General features: G+C 38.0%; 22 protein-coding genes. 10 read left to right on the top strand and 12 right to left on the bottom strand.

Annotated elements, in window-relative coordinates:
- Positions 1 to 10: 10 nt before the first annotated feature.
- The 7 genes from ACNHOZ_RS10460 to gvpA are packed head-to-tail and all read right to left on the bottom strand — an operon-like array spanning position 11 to position 2,982.
- The gene (locus tag ACNHOZ_RS10460; RefSeq protein ID WP_047750481.1) at positions 11 to 295 is read right to left on the bottom strand and encodes a gas vesicle protein K; all 285 of its coding nucleotides are present in this window, start codon (positions 293 to 295) and stop codon (positions 11 to 13) included.
- A complete protein-coding gene (locus tag ACNHOZ_RS10455; RefSeq protein WP_048018921.1) occupies positions 285 to 536 on the bottom strand; it encodes a gas vesicle protein in 252 nt (83 codons plus the stop codon). The genes ACNHOZ_RS10460 and ACNHOZ_RS10455 overlap by 11 nt, the downstream gene beginning before the upstream one ends.
- Positions 533 to 1,357 (bottom strand): GvpL/GvpF family gas vesicle protein, encoded by an 825-nt coding sequence (locus ACNHOZ_RS10450; protein ID WP_048018922.1) that lies wholly within the window; start codon positions 1,355 to 1,357, stop codon positions 533 to 535. The genes ACNHOZ_RS10455 and ACNHOZ_RS10450 overlap by 4 nt, the downstream gene beginning before the upstream one ends.
- An 11-nt stretch (positions 1,358 to 1,368) precedes the next feature.
- On the bottom strand, positions 1,369 to 1,626 hold the full coding sequence (locus tag ACNHOZ_RS10445; protein WP_033580519.1) for a gas vesicle protein GvpG: 258 nt from the start codon (positions 1,624 to 1,626) through the stop codon (positions 1,369 to 1,371).
- Positions 1,623 to 2,393: a GvpL/GvpF family gas vesicle protein gene (locus ACNHOZ_RS10440; protein WP_048018923.1), complete on the bottom strand. Its 771-nt coding sequence runs from the start codon at positions 2,391 to 2,393 to the stop codon at positions 1,623 to 1,625. Before ACNHOZ_RS10440 ends, ACNHOZ_RS10445 begins: the two co-directional genes overlap by 4 nt.
- 23 nt (positions 2,394 to 2,416) lie before the next feature.
- Positions 2,417 to 2,680 carry a gas vesicle protein GvpO gene (locus tag ACNHOZ_RS10435; protein WP_013057922.1) on the bottom strand — a complete coding sequence of 88 codons (264 nt, stop codon included), beginning with the start codon at positions 2,678 to 2,680 and terminating at the stop codon, positions 2,417 to 2,419.
- A 23-nt stretch (positions 2,681 to 2,703) separates the two neighbouring features.
- Positions 2,704 to 2,982 (bottom strand): gas vesicle structural protein GvpA, encoded by a 279-nt coding sequence (gene gvpA / locus ACNHOZ_RS10430; protein ID WP_013057921.1) that lies wholly within the window; start codon positions 2,980 to 2,982, stop codon positions 2,704 to 2,706.
- 436 nt (positions 2,983 to 3,418) lie between these two features.
- Between gvpA and ACNHOZ_RS10425 the strand changes: the two genes are divergently transcribed.
- A complete protein-coding gene (locus ACNHOZ_RS10425) occupies positions 3,419 to 4,243 on the top strand; it encodes an SPL family radical SAM protein (protein ID WP_255901621.1) in 825 nt (274 codons plus the stop codon).
- Between the two features lie 37 nt (positions 4,244 to 4,280).
- Here ACNHOZ_RS10425 and ACNHOZ_RS10420 read toward each other — a convergent pair whose 3' ends face one another.
- On the bottom strand, positions 4,281 to 4,664 hold the full coding sequence (locus tag ACNHOZ_RS10420) for a nuclear transport factor 2 family protein (protein ID WP_028414480.1): 384 nt from the start codon (positions 4,662 to 4,664) through the stop codon (positions 4,281 to 4,283).
- Positions 4,665 to 4,682: 18 nt separating this feature from the next.
- Positions 4,683 to 5,162 (bottom strand): RrF2 family transcriptional regulator, encoded by a 480-nt coding sequence (locus ACNHOZ_RS10415; protein ID WP_045294225.1) that lies wholly within the window; start codon positions 5,160 to 5,162, stop codon positions 4,683 to 4,685.
- Between the two features lie 160 nt (positions 5,163 to 5,322).
- Here ACNHOZ_RS10415 and ACNHOZ_RS10410 point away from each other — a divergent pair, with 160 nt between their 5' ends.
- Together ACNHOZ_RS10410 and ACNHOZ_RS10405 are read left to right on the top strand one after the other, a co-directional pair.
- Entirely contained in the window at positions 5,323 to 6,306 is a 984-nt protein-coding gene (locus ACNHOZ_RS10410) for a LacI family DNA-binding transcriptional regulator (RefSeq protein ID WP_028414479.1), read from the top strand.
- A 272-nt stretch (positions 6,307 to 6,578) separates the two neighbouring features.
- On the top strand, positions 6,579 to 7,262 hold the full coding sequence (locus ACNHOZ_RS10405; RefSeq protein ID WP_255901616.1) for a TerC family protein: 684 nt from the start codon (positions 6,579 to 6,581) through the stop codon (positions 7,260 to 7,262).
- 38 nt (positions 7,263 to 7,300) lie between these two features.
- On the opposite strand, the gene ACNHOZ_RS10400 is transcribed toward ACNHOZ_RS10405, so the two are convergent.
- The gene (locus tag ACNHOZ_RS10400) at positions 7,301 to 7,852 is read right to left on the bottom strand and encodes a helix-turn-helix domain-containing protein (protein ID WP_048018925.1); all 552 of its coding nucleotides are present in this window, start codon (positions 7,850 to 7,852) and stop codon (positions 7,301 to 7,303) included.
- 95 nt (positions 7,853 to 7,947) lie between these two features.
- Here ACNHOZ_RS10400 and ACNHOZ_RS10395 point away from each other — a divergent pair, with 95 nt between their 5' ends.
- The 3 genes from ACNHOZ_RS10395 to ACNHOZ_RS10385 all read left to right on the top strand — a co-directional run bounded on the left by ACNHOZ_RS10395 (position 7,948) and on the right by ACNHOZ_RS10385 (position 11,350).
- Positions 7,948 to 8,673: an AzlC family ABC transporter permease gene (locus tag ACNHOZ_RS10395; protein WP_033580524.1), complete on the top strand. Its 726-nt coding sequence runs from the start codon at positions 7,948 to 7,950 to the stop codon at positions 8,671 to 8,673.
- Positions 8,670 to 8,999 carry an AzlD domain-containing protein gene (locus ACNHOZ_RS10390; RefSeq protein WP_048018926.1) on the top strand — a complete coding sequence of 110 codons (330 nt, stop codon included), beginning with the start codon at positions 8,670 to 8,672 and terminating at the stop codon, positions 8,997 to 8,999. The genes ACNHOZ_RS10395 and ACNHOZ_RS10390 overlap by 4 nt, the downstream gene beginning before the upstream one ends.
- A gap of 452 nt (positions 9,000 to 9,451) precedes the next feature.
- Positions 9,452 to 11,350, top strand: coding sequence for an endonuclease MutS2 (locus ACNHOZ_RS10385; RefSeq protein WP_168761018.1), 1,899 nt, complete (start codon positions 9,452 to 9,454; stop codon positions 11,348 to 11,350).
- Positions 11,351 to 11,535: 185 nt separating this feature from the next.
- Here ACNHOZ_RS10385 and ACNHOZ_RS10380 read toward each other — a convergent pair whose 3' ends face one another.
- Both ACNHOZ_RS10380 and ACNHOZ_RS10375 read right to left on the bottom strand, forming a co-directional pair.
- Complete coding sequence (locus tag ACNHOZ_RS10380; protein WP_048018928.1) at positions 11,536 to 11,949, bottom strand: DUF1259 domain-containing protein; 414 nt, start codon at positions 11,947 to 11,949, stop codon at positions 11,536 to 11,538.
- Positions 11,950 to 12,063: 114 nt separating this feature from the next.
- On the bottom strand, positions 12,064 to 12,720 hold the full coding sequence (locus tag ACNHOZ_RS10375; protein WP_028414473.1) for a DUF975 family protein: 657 nt from the start codon (positions 12,718 to 12,720) through the stop codon (positions 12,064 to 12,066).
- Positions 12,721 to 13,001: 281 nt separating this feature from the next.
- Here ACNHOZ_RS10375 and ACNHOZ_RS10370 point away from each other — a divergent pair, with 281 nt between their 5' ends.
- The 4 genes from ACNHOZ_RS10370 (at position 13,002) to ACNHOZ_RS10355 (ending at position 15,460) form a co-directional block, all read left to right on the top strand.
- Positions 13,002 to 13,547: a CBO0543 family protein gene (locus tag ACNHOZ_RS10370; protein ID WP_034267820.1), complete on the top strand. Its 546-nt coding sequence runs from the start codon at positions 13,002 to 13,004 to the stop codon at positions 13,545 to 13,547.
- A gap of 107 nt (positions 13,548 to 13,654) precedes the next feature.
- Positions 13,655 to 14,059 (top strand): nuclear transport factor 2 family protein, encoded by a 405-nt coding sequence (locus ACNHOZ_RS10365; protein WP_048018929.1) that lies wholly within the window; start codon positions 13,655 to 13,657, stop codon positions 14,057 to 14,059.
- Positions 14,060 to 14,101: 42 nt separating this feature from the next.
- A complete protein-coding gene (gene lepB, locus ACNHOZ_RS10360) occupies positions 14,102 to 14,662 on the top strand; it encodes a signal peptidase I (protein ID WP_028414470.1) in 561 nt (186 codons plus the stop codon).
- A gap of 234 nt (positions 14,663 to 14,896) precedes the next feature.
- On the top strand, positions 14,897 to 15,460 hold the full coding sequence (locus ACNHOZ_RS10355) for an NAD(P)H-dependent oxidoreductase (RefSeq protein WP_034267823.1): 564 nt from the start codon (positions 14,897 to 14,899) through the stop codon (positions 15,458 to 15,460).
- The last annotated feature ends 45 nt before the right edge of the window (positions 15,461 to 15,505 follow it).

Below are 15,505 nucleotides of genomic sequence, written 5' to 3'. Positions count from 1 at the left end.
TCACTCCTTGTTATAACACTTTTCCCAGCGGACCTAGATCAATATTTAAATCTTCATTTGTAAAGTTAAACACTGATTTTAGTTCCTCCATTTTGTTCTCTAACTTCATCAACGCCACGCCCAGATCTTCGATTTGAGCGTCCGTCAGGTTTCCGCTGTCGACTCGGCGAATCGCATGTTTTTCAATGAGCTGCCGCAGTAATTCAATGACGGTTAAAACAAGCTGTGCTAGGCCCTGTTCAGCATTTTCCGCACTCAGCTCAATGCGACCGTTCCGTTTAGGGTTATTTTCCATTTTGCAACGCCTCCGTTTCCTGTTCAAACTGCTGAGAAGAAATGATTTGACGATCATGAGAGCCTATCAGCGTTTCTACAGAAGAAATCAGTACGCGCAGATCAAGATAGACTAAATCAATTCCGGCAATTGAAATCAATAAATCACCTTTAATGGCAATTCCTTTATCGAGGATCACATCCAATATATCAATGAGGGCAATGTCTTTTTGCTCGAGCGTTTGTTTTCGCAGCGATGTCATCCCGCATCTTTCTCCGAGCGGAGAGTGTCGATATGATAAGCAGGCCATGGTCCTGTTACTTCAATGTTCAGTCCCATGTTTTTGTAAAGCGCTTGCTTGTTGCTAATGGCTTTTAGAAACGATTCCACATTGCTCTTGGACAAAAGGTAGATGCTGTTCCAGCACATGCTGTAGCTGTCGCCGGTTATCTTTTGACTCCAGTTATTTTTGATTGTGTGGTAAGCGGCGTAGGGACTTATCTCACTGTGCAGGTGATCACAAAGCGAAAGCTGCTCTTTTTCTGTTTCTTCTTCAATCAGCCTTTCTATCTTTTTACGTTCAAAAAACTGCCTGCCCGGAGGTAACGTATTTATTTCTTCTTTTTTCTTTTGGATCGTTTCACTGTATGTCAAGAGGTAGCTCTTTAAATGATTCGTATGGGCATACACTTTTATATTCCATTCTTCAGATTTTTTTAAAAGCTGAAGAGAAGAAAGGGTTTTTTCTTTGTTATCGACAATTCTTTTTTGGCAGCTGTCCTTGCTTTTATAGACAGTACAAAATTTCATTGGAAGAAGCGTGTAGTGCTTCTGTAAGAAAAGAAGGGTCTCATGGTGATGCATAGCCTTGTCTTGCAGCCATTTCATATCTTGCTCTATCTTTTCTTTTAGCATTTCTTCTGAATACTCAACGCTTGGCAAGTCGCATACGAATGCGGTAATATCATCAAAGCAAAGAGTATAGATAGGGTTGTTCTTGTCCATGCCTTCAAGGGCGGGGAAGGAAATTTGCTTAGTTTCTTCGGTTGGAACTAGACCATATAAATAAATGAGCTTTTCCATTTCTTTCAACCTCACTTTTGTTTCTTCGTCATTGATTCCCATCTTTTTAATTCATGTTCTTTTGCTGCTTCATACCTAAGCAGCAGTTCTTTTTCTTTTTCCATATATGCATCTTCTGGTATTTCTCCAAGCTCATACATCATTTGAAGATGAACGATTTTTTGCTGAATAAAAGAAACGTCATACAGTTCCTTATCCGCTTCTTCTTTGATTTTTTGCCCAACTTTAACAATGAGCGTGACAGGAGATAACAGCAGTTTATGAATCATACATTCTCTTCTACCTTTAGTTGAATATTAATAAAGTTATAAGCAGCCCACGGTCCGGAATATTTAAAATCGGCTTTGTGCTTCCATTTTTCATACAGGTCATTTACACGTTCATCAAACGCTGCTTCTTTTTCTCGGTCAATTAAAAAAGAAGCGTTTAAAAGCATCGTTTCGACAATAGGAGGATTGAGTCTCGACGCTTCAGCTATCGGTTCTAAATGTTGATACAGCTCTTTTTTACAGTCGTGCTGAAGCTTTAAAAAGAATTTCTGAGCTGTTTCTCCGTGCGCAATTTGTTTATAAAAATCAGCACTGGCAGAACGCGGGTTTCGTACTTGCTGCAAAGAAGAATCTTGATTCACTTTTTGTTTCAGCCAGTCCGGTTTCCCAATTACTTTTAGTCCGACTTCTATTTTTCCTTTTAACTGTGGGAAAAGAGAGGTGAACTGTGGATATAAGTTTTCTAACAGCATTTCAACATCTTGTTGACTATGAAACACGTTGCCAAAGCTGATTGGAATGACCGAATCATGCTCATTCATTACTTTGGAAATCACCTGCTGGTGCGCTGTGACGTTCTCTTTTGTAGGGTGATAAATTTTAAGAGGAAAGGCAGCAGCCACTATAGCTGCATCTCGGTAATGAATGGTAAAAGTAGCTCTTTCTTGCTGATCAATCGTGACGCTGCCAAACGTATGCGCCTCGGTGGCGGGAATACTGCAAAAAATATAAATGCCCGTTTCTTCACTCATTGATTTCTGTTTCATTCCTTTCCATTAAAATAATCAGCTTACTTCTCTGCTGGAGAGCTTCGATAGCGCAGGCTGGTGCGTGAAAAAGACGTAATGTTATGCTGCTTATTGACCAGCACTTCATAGATACCAAGCAGTTCATCTTTTGCATAGCGCCTCATATACTCCTGTTCTTCAAATGCTTCAAGTGTTATTTTCCATCCTCCATTTTGAATCGATTCATACGAAATAATTCGGTGAGGAGGAGCAACGTGTTCTTTAAAAAAATCAGTCACGGATTCCATAATTTCGGCTACTTTCACTTCTCTAACCCACCTTCATGAGTTTATAAATCTAAATCTTGTAAAAGGTTTAGCTGTTCAAGTTTTTTTCCGCCGTTATTCGAAGAAAGAAAATCTTCTCTTTCATTATGAAGCAGCCGAACTGCCTCGGCATACCTCAGCCATGTGTCCACACTGGCAATAACGATTCGAGCTTCGATGGTAATTAATTCAATACCAATAACGGAAATACGAGCGAATACGTCAATTACCACGCCTTTATCTAAGATGCGGTCAACTACTTCAGCTAGACTAGAACAATCGTTTGATTTGTTAATCGTCATAATGAAATTCCTCTCATGTTGCATAGTAAAATATATACGTTTACTAATCTTGCTATTAATGTGTGTGACATTGTAAAAAATATACAAATAAAACGTGCATAAATGTAAAAATAGTATAAAATACCATGATTATTTTTGTTTAGATACGGGTAGAGTTAAGTACATTACTTTTATCCATTGATGATTGAAAACACATACATAAAAAACAAAGGGAGTGGAGAAAGATGAGAAAAGAAGAGCAGCCGGTATTATCTGATTTTATTGAAAAGGACCAATTTGAGTTAAATTCATATTTAACCTCTTTACTTGAAACGACAAGTGAAAAAAAAGAAAATCAAAGTTGATGAGTTGAAAATATAAAGGGCTACTTTCCATGTGGAAAGTAGTTTTTTCATTTGTGAACTTGATATACTTATTGGACAAAGAGGTGAGAAAGATGAACCAAAAAGACGTGGTTTCGAAAAGTATTTTAACAAAAGCGACCGGCTTTTTGGCATCCGGTTATACTCATAGTTTAAATCCGTATGCTGGATGTACATTCTCCTGCAAATTTTGCTACGTGCGAGAACTGCCAATTCAGCGTTTTAAAGAAATGGAGTGGGGGACGTGGTTAGAGCTGAAAGTCAACGCAGCTGAAGTCTATCAAAAAGAAATACAAAAACTGCGAAAAAAAGAGCAGCCGATGCGCATCTTTATGTCTTCAGCGACAGACCCATATCAGCCGGCTGAGCGTAAAGCAGGCATCACGCGCACCCTTTTAGAAACGATGATCAATCATCCACCTGATTTTTTATTGGTTCAAACCAGGTCTCCCCTTGTGACGAGAGATATTGATTTGCTTTTAGAACTTCAAAAAGTGTGTGATCTTCGCGTATCGATGACTGTTGAAACGGACCGAGAAGATGTAAAACAAATTTTTTCTCCTTATGCTCCGGGGATGAAACTTCGTATGAATGCGTTGAAAGAAGTAAAAGAAAGCGGAATTTCAACGCAAGTAGCCATTGCTCCAATGCTTCCTTTCACGCCTGAATTTCCTGAGAAAATAAAAGGAATGATGGACCGAATTTGCATTGATACCTTGTACTTAGGGGACGGTTCCTTAGGCAAAACGTCTAAAAGGCTAGGGATGCCAGAACTATTTGATCAGCACGGTTTCCTAGACTGGTATGACAAAGACATTCATATCAAAGCCATTCGTTATTTTGAAAAATTTTATCCTTCTTCGATGATTTATCTTTCTCAAGAAGGGTTTGCACCGTAAAAAAAGAAGGGCCTATATAGCCCTTCTTTTCTCCATATTAATTTTTATACGTATCAAACATGTTTGTGTCATCAGGTACGTTTTCTAAATAACTGATCTTCCCGTTTTTATCTAGCTTAGCAATATCTTTTCCTGTTTGAGTAAATACGCTGCCAGATGCACGTTTTCCGCATACTGCCCAAGGCGTTTCAAACATGTCCGTACCTTCAACTGCTTTCCAGCCTTCGAACATATGCTTAATATCAGCATTTTCTTTAAAAACCATTTTCACAAACAGCTTCCAGTTTTCAATGCCTTGCTTTTCGTGGCCGTTTAAGACAAATACGATATCGTCTGAAAAAAGGCTCACCAATTCTTCAAATGCTTGTTCGCTTGTACGTGATTGATCGAATAAATCAAAATATCTATTTAAGTTTTCCATGATAATCTCCTTTGGGTGCTACAGCACCATTTTTTCTTCTACAGTTGCTTTTAGCTTATCCAGGTTTTCTTTTGGACATTTTTTATGAATTTCATTTGTAAGCGTGGCAATGGTTTGCCGTTTTAAAATGGACTGCCACGAAGATTCGGCTTCTTCCATTAAATCGGATAATAAGCAAATATCTTTGTCTTTTAAATTAAGCATATCGTGAAAAATACCGCTTGATGAATAAAGAGACTGCTTGCCTTCAATGGCTACGTATACGTCATAAATACGAATTTCTTCCGGTGTTTTCTTTAAGCGAAATCCACCTTTGCTACCAGGAACGGAAGCAAGTAAATCAGCGCTAACCAGCTTGCGAAGAAGCTTTTGAAAATACGTAGGCGAACCCCCAAGCTGAGTGCTGATAACATCTCCTGGCAGCACAGCTTTTTCAGGTAAAAACGTAAGCAGCAAAATGGCATACACCGATTGCTCAACGCCTGTTTTCATATGCAAAAACATCATCTCCTGCCATATGTCTACAATGTGGATAATGATTATCCATGTTTAGGTTATCATACCGCTTATGAATCAAAAAGTAAAGCAGTTACTTAATATACACGCGATATTCGTGTATACTGTGAAAGAAGCAGCAACAAAATACGGAGATGAGAGAATGACAACTATTGCAGATATCGCTCGGCTTGCAGGAGTAGCAAAAAGCACTGTATCCCGCTACCTTAACGGAGGGTCTGTGAGCGATGCGACGAAACGAAAAATTGAAGGAATTATTAAAGAAACAAACTATAGCCCAAATGCTTTTGCTCAAAGCTTAAAAGCAAAAAAAACAAATATCATCGGTGTCATTGTTCCTCGCATGGGTTCTTTTGCGACTTCCCGCACATTAGATGGTATTGACCAAGAACTTAGAGACCACCACTACCAAATGATTGTTTCCAATTCTAATCAAGATTTAGAAAGAGAAATTGAAAATATTTATACGCTGGCTAAGCAGAAGGTAGCCGGTATTATTTTGCTTGCCGTTCAGATTACAAAAGCTCATTTGGAAGCGTTCCGTACGATTTCAATTCCCGTTTTGCTAATTGGACAAGAGCATAAAGAAGTTCACAGTTTAATTCACCAAGATTACGAGGCTGCATGCGACATTGGAAGGTACATAGGGGAAAAAGGGCATAAAAAAATTGCTTTTTTAGGCGTAACTGAAAAAGACATAGCTGTAGGTGTAAAGAGAAAAGAAGGGGTAAAGCAAGGTCTTAAAGACAGCGATTGCGAGATCCGCTGTTATGAAACAAGCTTTAACATGAGCGATGCAATCGGAGCAGCTACGGCAGTGATGAAAGAATTTAACCCGTCCATGATTGTATGTGCGACCGATAACATTGCGCTTGGTACGTTAAAGGCAGCTTATTTAAACGGACTGCGCGTTCCTGAAGATGTATCCATTACCGGCTTTGGAGGCTATGAAATTACAGGTGTGATTCATCCGAGCTTAACAACCGTAAAATATTACTATAAAGAAGCGGGCCAAATGGGAGCACAGCGAATTATCAAGCTGGTTAACGGCGAAGAAGTTGAAAAGCTTACACTTTCGAACTATGAATTGATTGAAAGAGAAAGCGTTGACAATCGTTTTACATAAAAAATGATTGACAGAATGTAGGAGATGCTATAGTATGAATGGTGTAAATACAAACAAATAATTGAACGTATCTCCTAAAGGGGAGTAGCTTTAACAGCAAAGTCGTCATTACAGAGATTATCTCTCGGCTTTGTTGGCGACATTATGTTGTTAGCAAGACCTTTACCGCTTATTTGGTAAGGGTCTTTTTTGTATTCAATTATAAAAAAGGAGGAAAAGGCTCGGACATTTAGAGGAGAAACGTTACATAAAAAGAGAAGGTGGAGGTAACTATGGAGGAACTAATTGGCGTATCAGTGCAAGGTTTGCTGCAAATTATTTTTCTTGATTTAATTTTAAGCGGAGATAACGCGATTGTGATTGCAATGGCGGCTCGTAACGTACCAAAAGACTTACAAAAAAGAGCGATTTTAATTGGAACAGGCGGCGCGATTGGTCTTCGATTATTATTTGCGGCTATTATTGTCCCATTATTAAAAATTCCATTAATCGGAGCGGTCGGCGGCTCGATGCTAGTCTGGATCGCGTATAAATTATTAGCCGATAATCACGAACACGGCGATAACCCTCAAGGTGGAGCAACGGTATGGAGTGCGGTTAAAACGATTATTATCGCAGATGCGGTCATGTCATTAGATAACGTATTAGCTCTAGCTGGTGTAGCTCATGAATTTGTTCCTATTATGATTGGTGTATTAATTTCAATTCCGATTATTATTTGGGGAAGCAGCTTTATTATGAAAGCAATGGAAAAATTTCCGATTATCATTTACGCTGGAGCGGCGATGCTCGCATGGTCTGCTGGAAAAATGATTGTTGAAGATAAAATTATTGGTGGATTTGTTCCAAGTACAGCTTTACATCTTGCTGTTCAAGTTATCTTAACGATTGCAGTTGTAAGTATTGGATACATGAAAAACAAAAAAATGAAAAAAGAACAAGCCCACGCAGCTTAATAAAAAAAGAGCGTACGGATGATCCGTACGCTCTTTTTTCATGATTCGGGATAGTGCATAAGTAAAAAAAAGCTTGCTTCTTCTACAGATGAATTGATATAGCTGTGAGAGGTATTTCCTGAAAAATGCAGAGCGTCTCCTGAGACTAATTCATGTTCTTCACTTTCAAAACGAACCGTTAATTCTCCTTCTTTAATAAGTAAGTATTCATCTCCTAAGTGAGTTTTTGCTTCATGCACGCATCCGGGCTTTAATGTGACAATGTAAATTTCAAACTTTTTTTCCGGGTGATAAGGAAAAAAAGAATATACTAAGTAATCACCTTTGTTGTCCGTGATGGGATCTAGCTGTTTTATGCTTACTTTCTGCACATCCGGAGTGTCTTCTTTTATAAATACAGAAAAAGAGACTTGAAGGCCGTTCGCAATCTTCCAAAGCGTAGTAACTGTCGGACTGGATTTACCTTTTTCAATTTGTGCAAGCATTGCTTTGCTCACACCTGTTAATTCAGAAACTTGATCAAGCGTCAAATTTCGATTTTTTCGTAGTTTAACAAGATTTTTAGCAATAATATCTTGAATCGCGTCCATTGTTGTACTCCTTTAATGATTATAAAGATAGTATAACATACCGTTGTTTAATATAACGTATAGATGTATAATATAGCAGAAAAGGAGGGAGTACGGTGATCGCAGAAAAAGCAGTACAGCAGAGAGAAAAAGTGGATCTAACGTTCAGACAAGGGGCCAAGGACTGTGTCCCTACGCTACTCGGTTACATAAGCATAGGGCTTGCCGCCGGGATTGTCGGCGTGTCCTCGCATCTTTCCGTTATGGAAGTTACTTTATTATCAGCGCTCGTGTATGCCGGGGCTGCTCAGTTTATTATTTGTGCACTGATGGTTGCGAACAGTTCGATTTCAGCTATTATTCTCACAACATTCATCGTTAACTTACGACATTTTCTTTTGAGTGCTACGGTCGCGCCTAAATTCACAAAATATTCGTTATTAAAAAACGTCGGAATTGGAGCACTTCTGACGGATGAATCATTTGGAGTGTCTTCAAATAAAATTGCAAAAGGGGAGCCAATTAATGACCGCTGGATGAACGGATTAAATATAACGGCTTACGTCAGCTGGATTATCGCCTGTACGATGGGAGCCATTTTTGGGCATTTGCTATCTGACCCGGAAGCCTTTGGATTTGATTTTGCCTTAACGGCTATGTTTTTAGCTCTGCTTGTTTTACAAATCGAAAGCGTGTTACCTTCAAAACTTAATCATTATTTACGTTTAATTCTTTATATGGCGATTATTATGATTGTGCTGTCTTTTTTGGTACCTTCACATGTAGCTGTCTTAATTTCAACGATTATTGTAGCGACGATTGGGGTGGTGACGGATAAATGAGTATCCACTATTCAACACTTATCATTATTTTAGGGTGTGCCCTTGTTACCGTAGTTCCTCGTATTGTTCCGTTTTTAGTTGTGCGTAACATCGCGCTGCCAGAACCCGTATTAAAATGGCTGTCCTATATTCCTATTTGTATTTTAACAGCACTTGTTGTACAGAACTTTATCATTCAAACAAATGACAGTGTGAAAATTAACTGGCCCGTCATCATCGTAGTCATTCCGACCTTACTGATTGCGCTGAAAACAAAAAGTTTATCTCTCACCGTTATTAGCGGAGTTGGAATGATGGCGCTGCTTCGTTTTTTTCTTTTTTCATGAAAGCTCAAGTTATGCTCTTGAGCTTTTTTACTGTCTCCTTTACGCACGCTTTTTCATATAGTATGATAAGAGTGTAAATTAGAAGCCAATGAAAACTAAAATATAGATGAGGTGCTTTTATGAGCGGAGTAGTATCTAAATAGGAACAATTGAATGAAATAAATTAAATAAGCAAGACGGGTATTTTTTTGAGAGTAAAGGTACCCTTTATTTGCTTATGGATTTATTTCACTGCCTATGAAGATACCTACAATGCTTTATAAAGGGTTCGGCATTTGTCGCGAAAAAGGCGTCTGTTTTTACAGAGCTTTCTTTCGTGATATGTGTTTAGACACCTTATGAACGCAAAAAGCTGTGGGATCACCACAGCTTTTTTTGTTTACCTTTTTCATTGCCTTCTAATAAATAGGTATCTTCATATGTGATGACAAATCATAGTGAGGAGAAAAACCATGAATACGATGACATTTGAAAAATTGCAGTATCACGAATTAAAAGAAATCGTAAAATCTCACTGCGTAAGTGAGCTGGGAAAACAATTAATGGATAAACTTCAGCCGAGCACATCTCTTAAAACAGTAAAAAACCGACTTAAAGAAACAACGGAAGCACGAAGACTTCTAGATGCTGAGAAATCACTTCCGCTATCAGGTGTCTCAGGTATAGGAAGAGTCATTGAAAAGCTTGAAAAAGGCATGATTTTAGAGCCTGAAGAGCTAATGCGAGTATCCGATTTTTTAAAAGGCTGCAGAAAAGTAAAACAATATATGGTCGATAAAGAATTTTTTGCTTCGCTCTTAAGTTCCTATGCCCATTCGATGAAAGAACTGACAAGTATAGAAGAGGAAATTAATTTTGCGATCAAAGCTGGAAAAGTAGACGCTGCGGCAAGCAAAGAGCTCAAGCGTATCAGAAGACATATAGAAGGAACGGAAGCTAAAATTTCGGAGCAGCTTGCGAAATTTTTACGAAACGGTAAAAACAAAGATTATATTCAAGACTTCTTCATCAGTAAAAAAGGAGACCGCTATACGATTCCGATCAAGGCATCCTATAAAAATCATGTTGGAGGAACGATTGTTGAAACATCTTCTAAAGGGTCAACAGTGTTCATAGAGCCGGCATCTATTACAAAGCTGAATGCGGAACTAGCGATTTTGAAAGCAGAAGAAGAGGTAGAAGAATATCAAATTTTAGCGTCTTTAACAGGTTTAGTGTTAGAGAAGCTAGCTGATATTCATATTAATTTAGAGCTAATTAGCCAATACGACATGGTGTTTGCCAAAGCAAAATACAGTAAACAGGCAGACGGAATCGAACCTAAAATTAATGATTATGGATATATTCATTTAAAAGGCGCATATCACCCGCTGTTAACTGGTAAAATTGTTCCACTTCACTTCGAAATTGGCGAGAATTATCGAAGCTTAATTATTACGGGACCTAACGCAGGAGGAAAAACCGTTGTCTTAAAAACGATTGGGCTACTGACACTCGCTACAATGTTAGGATTTCATATTACAGCTGAGGAAGGAACAGAAATTGCATTGTTTGAACATATTTTTGTCGATATCGGCGACAACCAAAGTATTGAAAATGCGCTGAGTACCTTTTCCTCACACATGAAAAATATATCGGCTATTTTGCAAAAAGCAACGAACAATACGCTGCTCCTATTCGATGAAATTGGGAGCGGCACCGAACCGAATGAAGGAGCTGCACTTGCGATTGCGATTTTAGAAAAGTTTTATCATATGGGCTGCATAACGGTCGCGACTACGCATTACGGAGAAATTAAGCGTTTCTCAGAAATTCATCCTGACTTTATGAATGCCGCGATGCAGTTCAACAGTAAAACATTAGAACCGCTGTATCAGCTGTTAATTGGTACATCTGGAGAAAGCAATGCGCTTTGGATTTCAAAGAAGATGAAGGTAGAAGAAGAGATTTTACAAAAAGCAAAGTTTTATATGGAAAGCAAATCGTATGATACAGAAGTCGTCAGAGAAAATAAAATAAAAAAACCAACTATTTTGAAGGAAAAGAAAAAAGACCGTGTTGAATACCAAATGGGAGATCGAGTCAAGCTGTTAGATTATGAAAATCATGCGATTGTGTATAAGTCTAAAGACAACACAAACACTATAGTCGTGCTCTATCAGAATGAGTTAATTGAAGTAAACGTTAAGCGAGTAGCTCTTGAAATCAAAGCTGCTGAATTATATCCCGAAGGCTATGATCTCGATTCATTATTTATTAGCTATAAAGATCGAAAAGAGCAGCATGATCTGCAGCGAGGATCAAAAAAAGCATTGCGGAAAATTGAAAAAGATATACGGGAAAATAGGTAAAGCAGAAACCCAGCACCTATAAGAAAGTGCTGGGTTTTGTTTTTATGCAGCTTCTCAACAATACATAGCTCCCTTTTGTTAATGACTTAAAAGGTAAGGAGGTTTCCTTTAGCTATATTAGTAATCTATAGGTATAAAAAACATCTCTCACCTCTCTAATGTACCCAAGAGACGTGTTTAATAAATTATTCCTTTGCCGGAACGGGAAGACTCTTGAGCGTTGTAAAACAAAAAGCCATTTTTTTCGCAAAATGTAAAGGAGGCTCTACAGATTGAATATGAAGATACATAAGGACCGGTTCTGTAAAAAGCCAATGGTTATGCAAAGCGCTTACGATAAGACCTTGCCGCGCAGCAGCTTCTGTAAAACGAGGGATTTCTTCTTGTAAAATAGCAATCTCAGCCAAGTTTAACGCGTTTCCCTGCGCGTCTATCGCCTCAAATGATACGCCAACAGGAACGACAGAGCTGCTTTTCCGCCCTTGAACAGAAGCCTGAAAGCTTCTTTTAAGCGACACTGAGCATCCTGTTGGACTAACTTTGCTTTTAGCGTTTAAAATCTGCCCAAACTGCTGACATATCTCACTTGTAGTATACATATAAGCCCCTGCCTTTCTTCTATACTCTTAGTAAGCTTTATGACATAAGAGCTTCACTTATGCAAACCGTGTTCTTATAAAAAAATCCTCTTCACGATGAAGAGGATTTTTTTATTATTCAGCATGCGATGAACGTTCGTTTAACAAATTTTCATAAAAACGAGCAAGTGAAGCAGAAAGGTATGGAATAGACCATAAAAAGCCGATTCCTACTGTAATAATACTTAATAAAAACCAGCCAAGAAAGCTTAGCAGCAGCAGGAAGTACTGTCCTTTATAACCATTCATCAACCTGCGGCTTTCTGTAATCGCTTGATTCATCGAGTAAGTAGGATTGTCTTTACAAATATAGTACGTTTGTGAATATGCCAGTGCTTTAATAATTCCAGGAATCAGTAAAAGCAGTGACCACAGCATCACATAAAGAGTCATAAGTACATAAATTCCTAATGACTTTACATAAAGGCCAAAGTCTTGGAATGTTTTAAACAAGTGCCCCAATCGAACAGATTCACCTCGTGCTAGACCTAAAAATGCCCAGTAGTTCGCCATCAGAAGAGGCGAGAAGACAATAGCAAAGGCAGTTGAAATCCATGAAGCGGAATCAGATTCATCTTTCATCCAATTGTCATAGCCTCCGCTTGCCACAATTTCAAATGGAATAGGCAGAAGCGTATATACTCCGTACGTCACCACCGTCAGTAGAATCGCAAGTCCCCAGCGATTCTTTAAAGAAGCTTTAGCTTCTCTTTTAATCGTACCGATGTTCATGTTGTTCCTCCTTTAATGTTGCAAAACAGTATCTTTGTGCTCGTATTAACATGTAAACCATGCACAATTGTTAATTTTGTATGAAATGAAAATAATAGTCAATAGGTTCTGAGATGAAAAGAGCGCTCTTACAAAAATTTTTACTAGACAGATAGAAATCTCTAAGTAGGTACAATCTGCTTTTGAAGAAGGAGGAGGTGCAAAAGCACTGTGTGCGATGTTTTATTTTAGTTTGAAGTGAAACCCTCATGGAAAGACTTTCTAAGATAGGAGGGATTTCTATGTTTGAAATGATTAAAATGATGCAACAAGTCTTAAACGAAAAAGAATTTTCTTATTGGGTTCATCAAGATCTTTTTAGTTTTCAGTGGTGGCTCATAGTAGTGATAAATGCACTTTTCCTGCTGCTTTTTTACTTTTTTATTGATAGACAGCGCCTCTTTTTTATGCTTCTCGTTTTTTTTATCAGCTTTGATATAGTCGGCTTGGTAGATGAATTCGGTAAATTTTTTAATCTGTGGTGCTATCCTCACCAGATGCTTCCATTTACCGATCGCTTCAATACGGTTGACTTTGCTATTATTCCGGTAAGTATCGCACTCGTCTACCAATTTTTTAGCAAATGGAAATTTTTCTTTATCGCACATATTATTACGTCTGCCGTTATTGCTTTTATAGGCATTCCGATATTCAAAGCGCTGTATTTGTACCAATTGCTGAACTGGTCGATGTTTTATTCATTTCTTACCGTATTCGTCATGGGAATTGTCGTGAAAATGATTAGCGATTGGATTGCGGGTAAGAAGAGAGGCTATAGCGTTAGCTAAACAAACAATACTCCTGTCTATTTGAGATAGGAGTATTATTTGTTTAAGGCAAAACGGCAGTATTCCTTTATAATAAATGTAAGAAAGAATGAGAGGAGACTGTGAAAGTGGAAAAAGCGAATATCACCCGAACATTTTATGAGTTAGAATGCAGCCACTTAAAATCAGAGATACGAACCTCTGCTAAAGAGCTTTCAAACATTCTTGCAGATGGTTACGTGGAGTTTGGCAGCTCGGGCAGGGTATGGAAACGAAAAGATTACAATCACAATCATGTACTTTCGCCAGATGTATTTGAGATCTCTCATTTTCATGTAGACGTATTGTCTCCTGACTGCGTATTAACTACCTATCATCTTATGAACCATACGGCAGAAAAAAAGACGCTTCGCAGTTCTATTTGGCGAAAAAGAGAAGAAAAGTGGCGCTTGTTTTTCCATCAAGGCACAGTGATAAACGGGGGAGTAATAAATAAGATTATTCGGTTATTATTATACTTTCCCTCTATTTGATGCTATGATGAAAGTATATTTTGACGTAAGGGATGTTTTGAAATGAGCAAAAATAACGTAAAAAAAGAAGTGTTTTCATGGATTAAGTCCATTGTTATTGCATTGGTTATTGTAGTGGGAGTTCGCCATTTTTTATTTGCGCCAACTACGGTTCACGGTGAATCGATGTATCCAACGTTTGAAGATTCAAATCGCGTTATTTTAAATAAAATCAGTGATGTTGATCGCTTTGATATGATTGTATTTCATGCACCGGATGCAGATGAAAATTATATTAAACGTGTAATTGGACTGCCAGGAGATACGGTAGAAATGAAAAACGACGTTCTGTATATTAACGGAAAAGCTTATAAAGAGCCGTATTTAAAAGAATCTAAAAAATCTCTTGCACCTAATGAAAAATTCACGGAAGATTTTACGCTTCAAACGCTGCCTGCAACTGATGGCAAAGTGAAAGTGCCGAAAAATTCACTGTTTGTAATGGGTGACAACCGTCCTGTAAGTCATGATGGACGAGCATTTGGCTTTATTTCACAAAAATCAGTGATCGGAAAAGTGCAGTTTCGCTACTATCCGTTAAATGAAGTGGGCGAACCGAAATAAAAAAGATAGAAAGACTGACGAAATTTAATCCGTCAGTCTTTTTTTGTTGGGTGAAAAGAACTGATTTTTAAAAAACGATTTGCTTTATACAAGTTAAACATCTTCTAAGGAATCAGTAAATTAGACCTTATGTTACTTCAAAGTAAGAGGTAGTACTGATAGATAAGCAGTTTTTATGGGTATACAGATATATGAAGATAAAGAAGTAAGGATTTTGGAAAGGAGTAGGTCAACATGAAAAACGTATTAATCATTAACGGACACGAGTATTATAAAAAGTCAAAAGGAGAGTTAAATCAGACGATTTTTAATGAAATGCAGCATTTACTCGCTGATCAATTTGACATTAAAACAACGGTGGTTGATAAAGGCTACGAAGTAGAAGAAGAAATTGAAAAGTGGCTATGGGCTGATGTTGTGATTATGCAGACGCCTATTTACTGGTTCAGCATTCCCGGAAAATTTAAGCAATATATTGATCGCGTGTATATGGATAACATTTTCTTTAAAGGTTCCAATCAATACGGGCGAGGCGGCTTATTAACGGGGAAACAATACATGTTTTCTCTTACATGGAATGCGCCGGAAGCGATTTTTAACAATGACGAAGCTTTCTATGAAGGAAAAAGTTTAGACGAAGCCATTATGCATTTGCATAAAATGAATCAGTACGTCGGTATGAGTCCACTTCCAACATACTCTATTCACGATGTAGTTAAACATCCAAACATTGATCACTACAAGCATAAATTACAAAATCATGTAGCAGAAGTATTTGGAATAGGAGAGCATCGTTAAAAATAGAGTTGATCGTTTTCTGAGAGGCTCTATAGATTCTAGAAA

It is taken from the genome of Priestia sp. D51, assembly GCF_053345675.1.
This window is presented reverse-complemented; position numbering and strand designations above follow the sequence as displayed.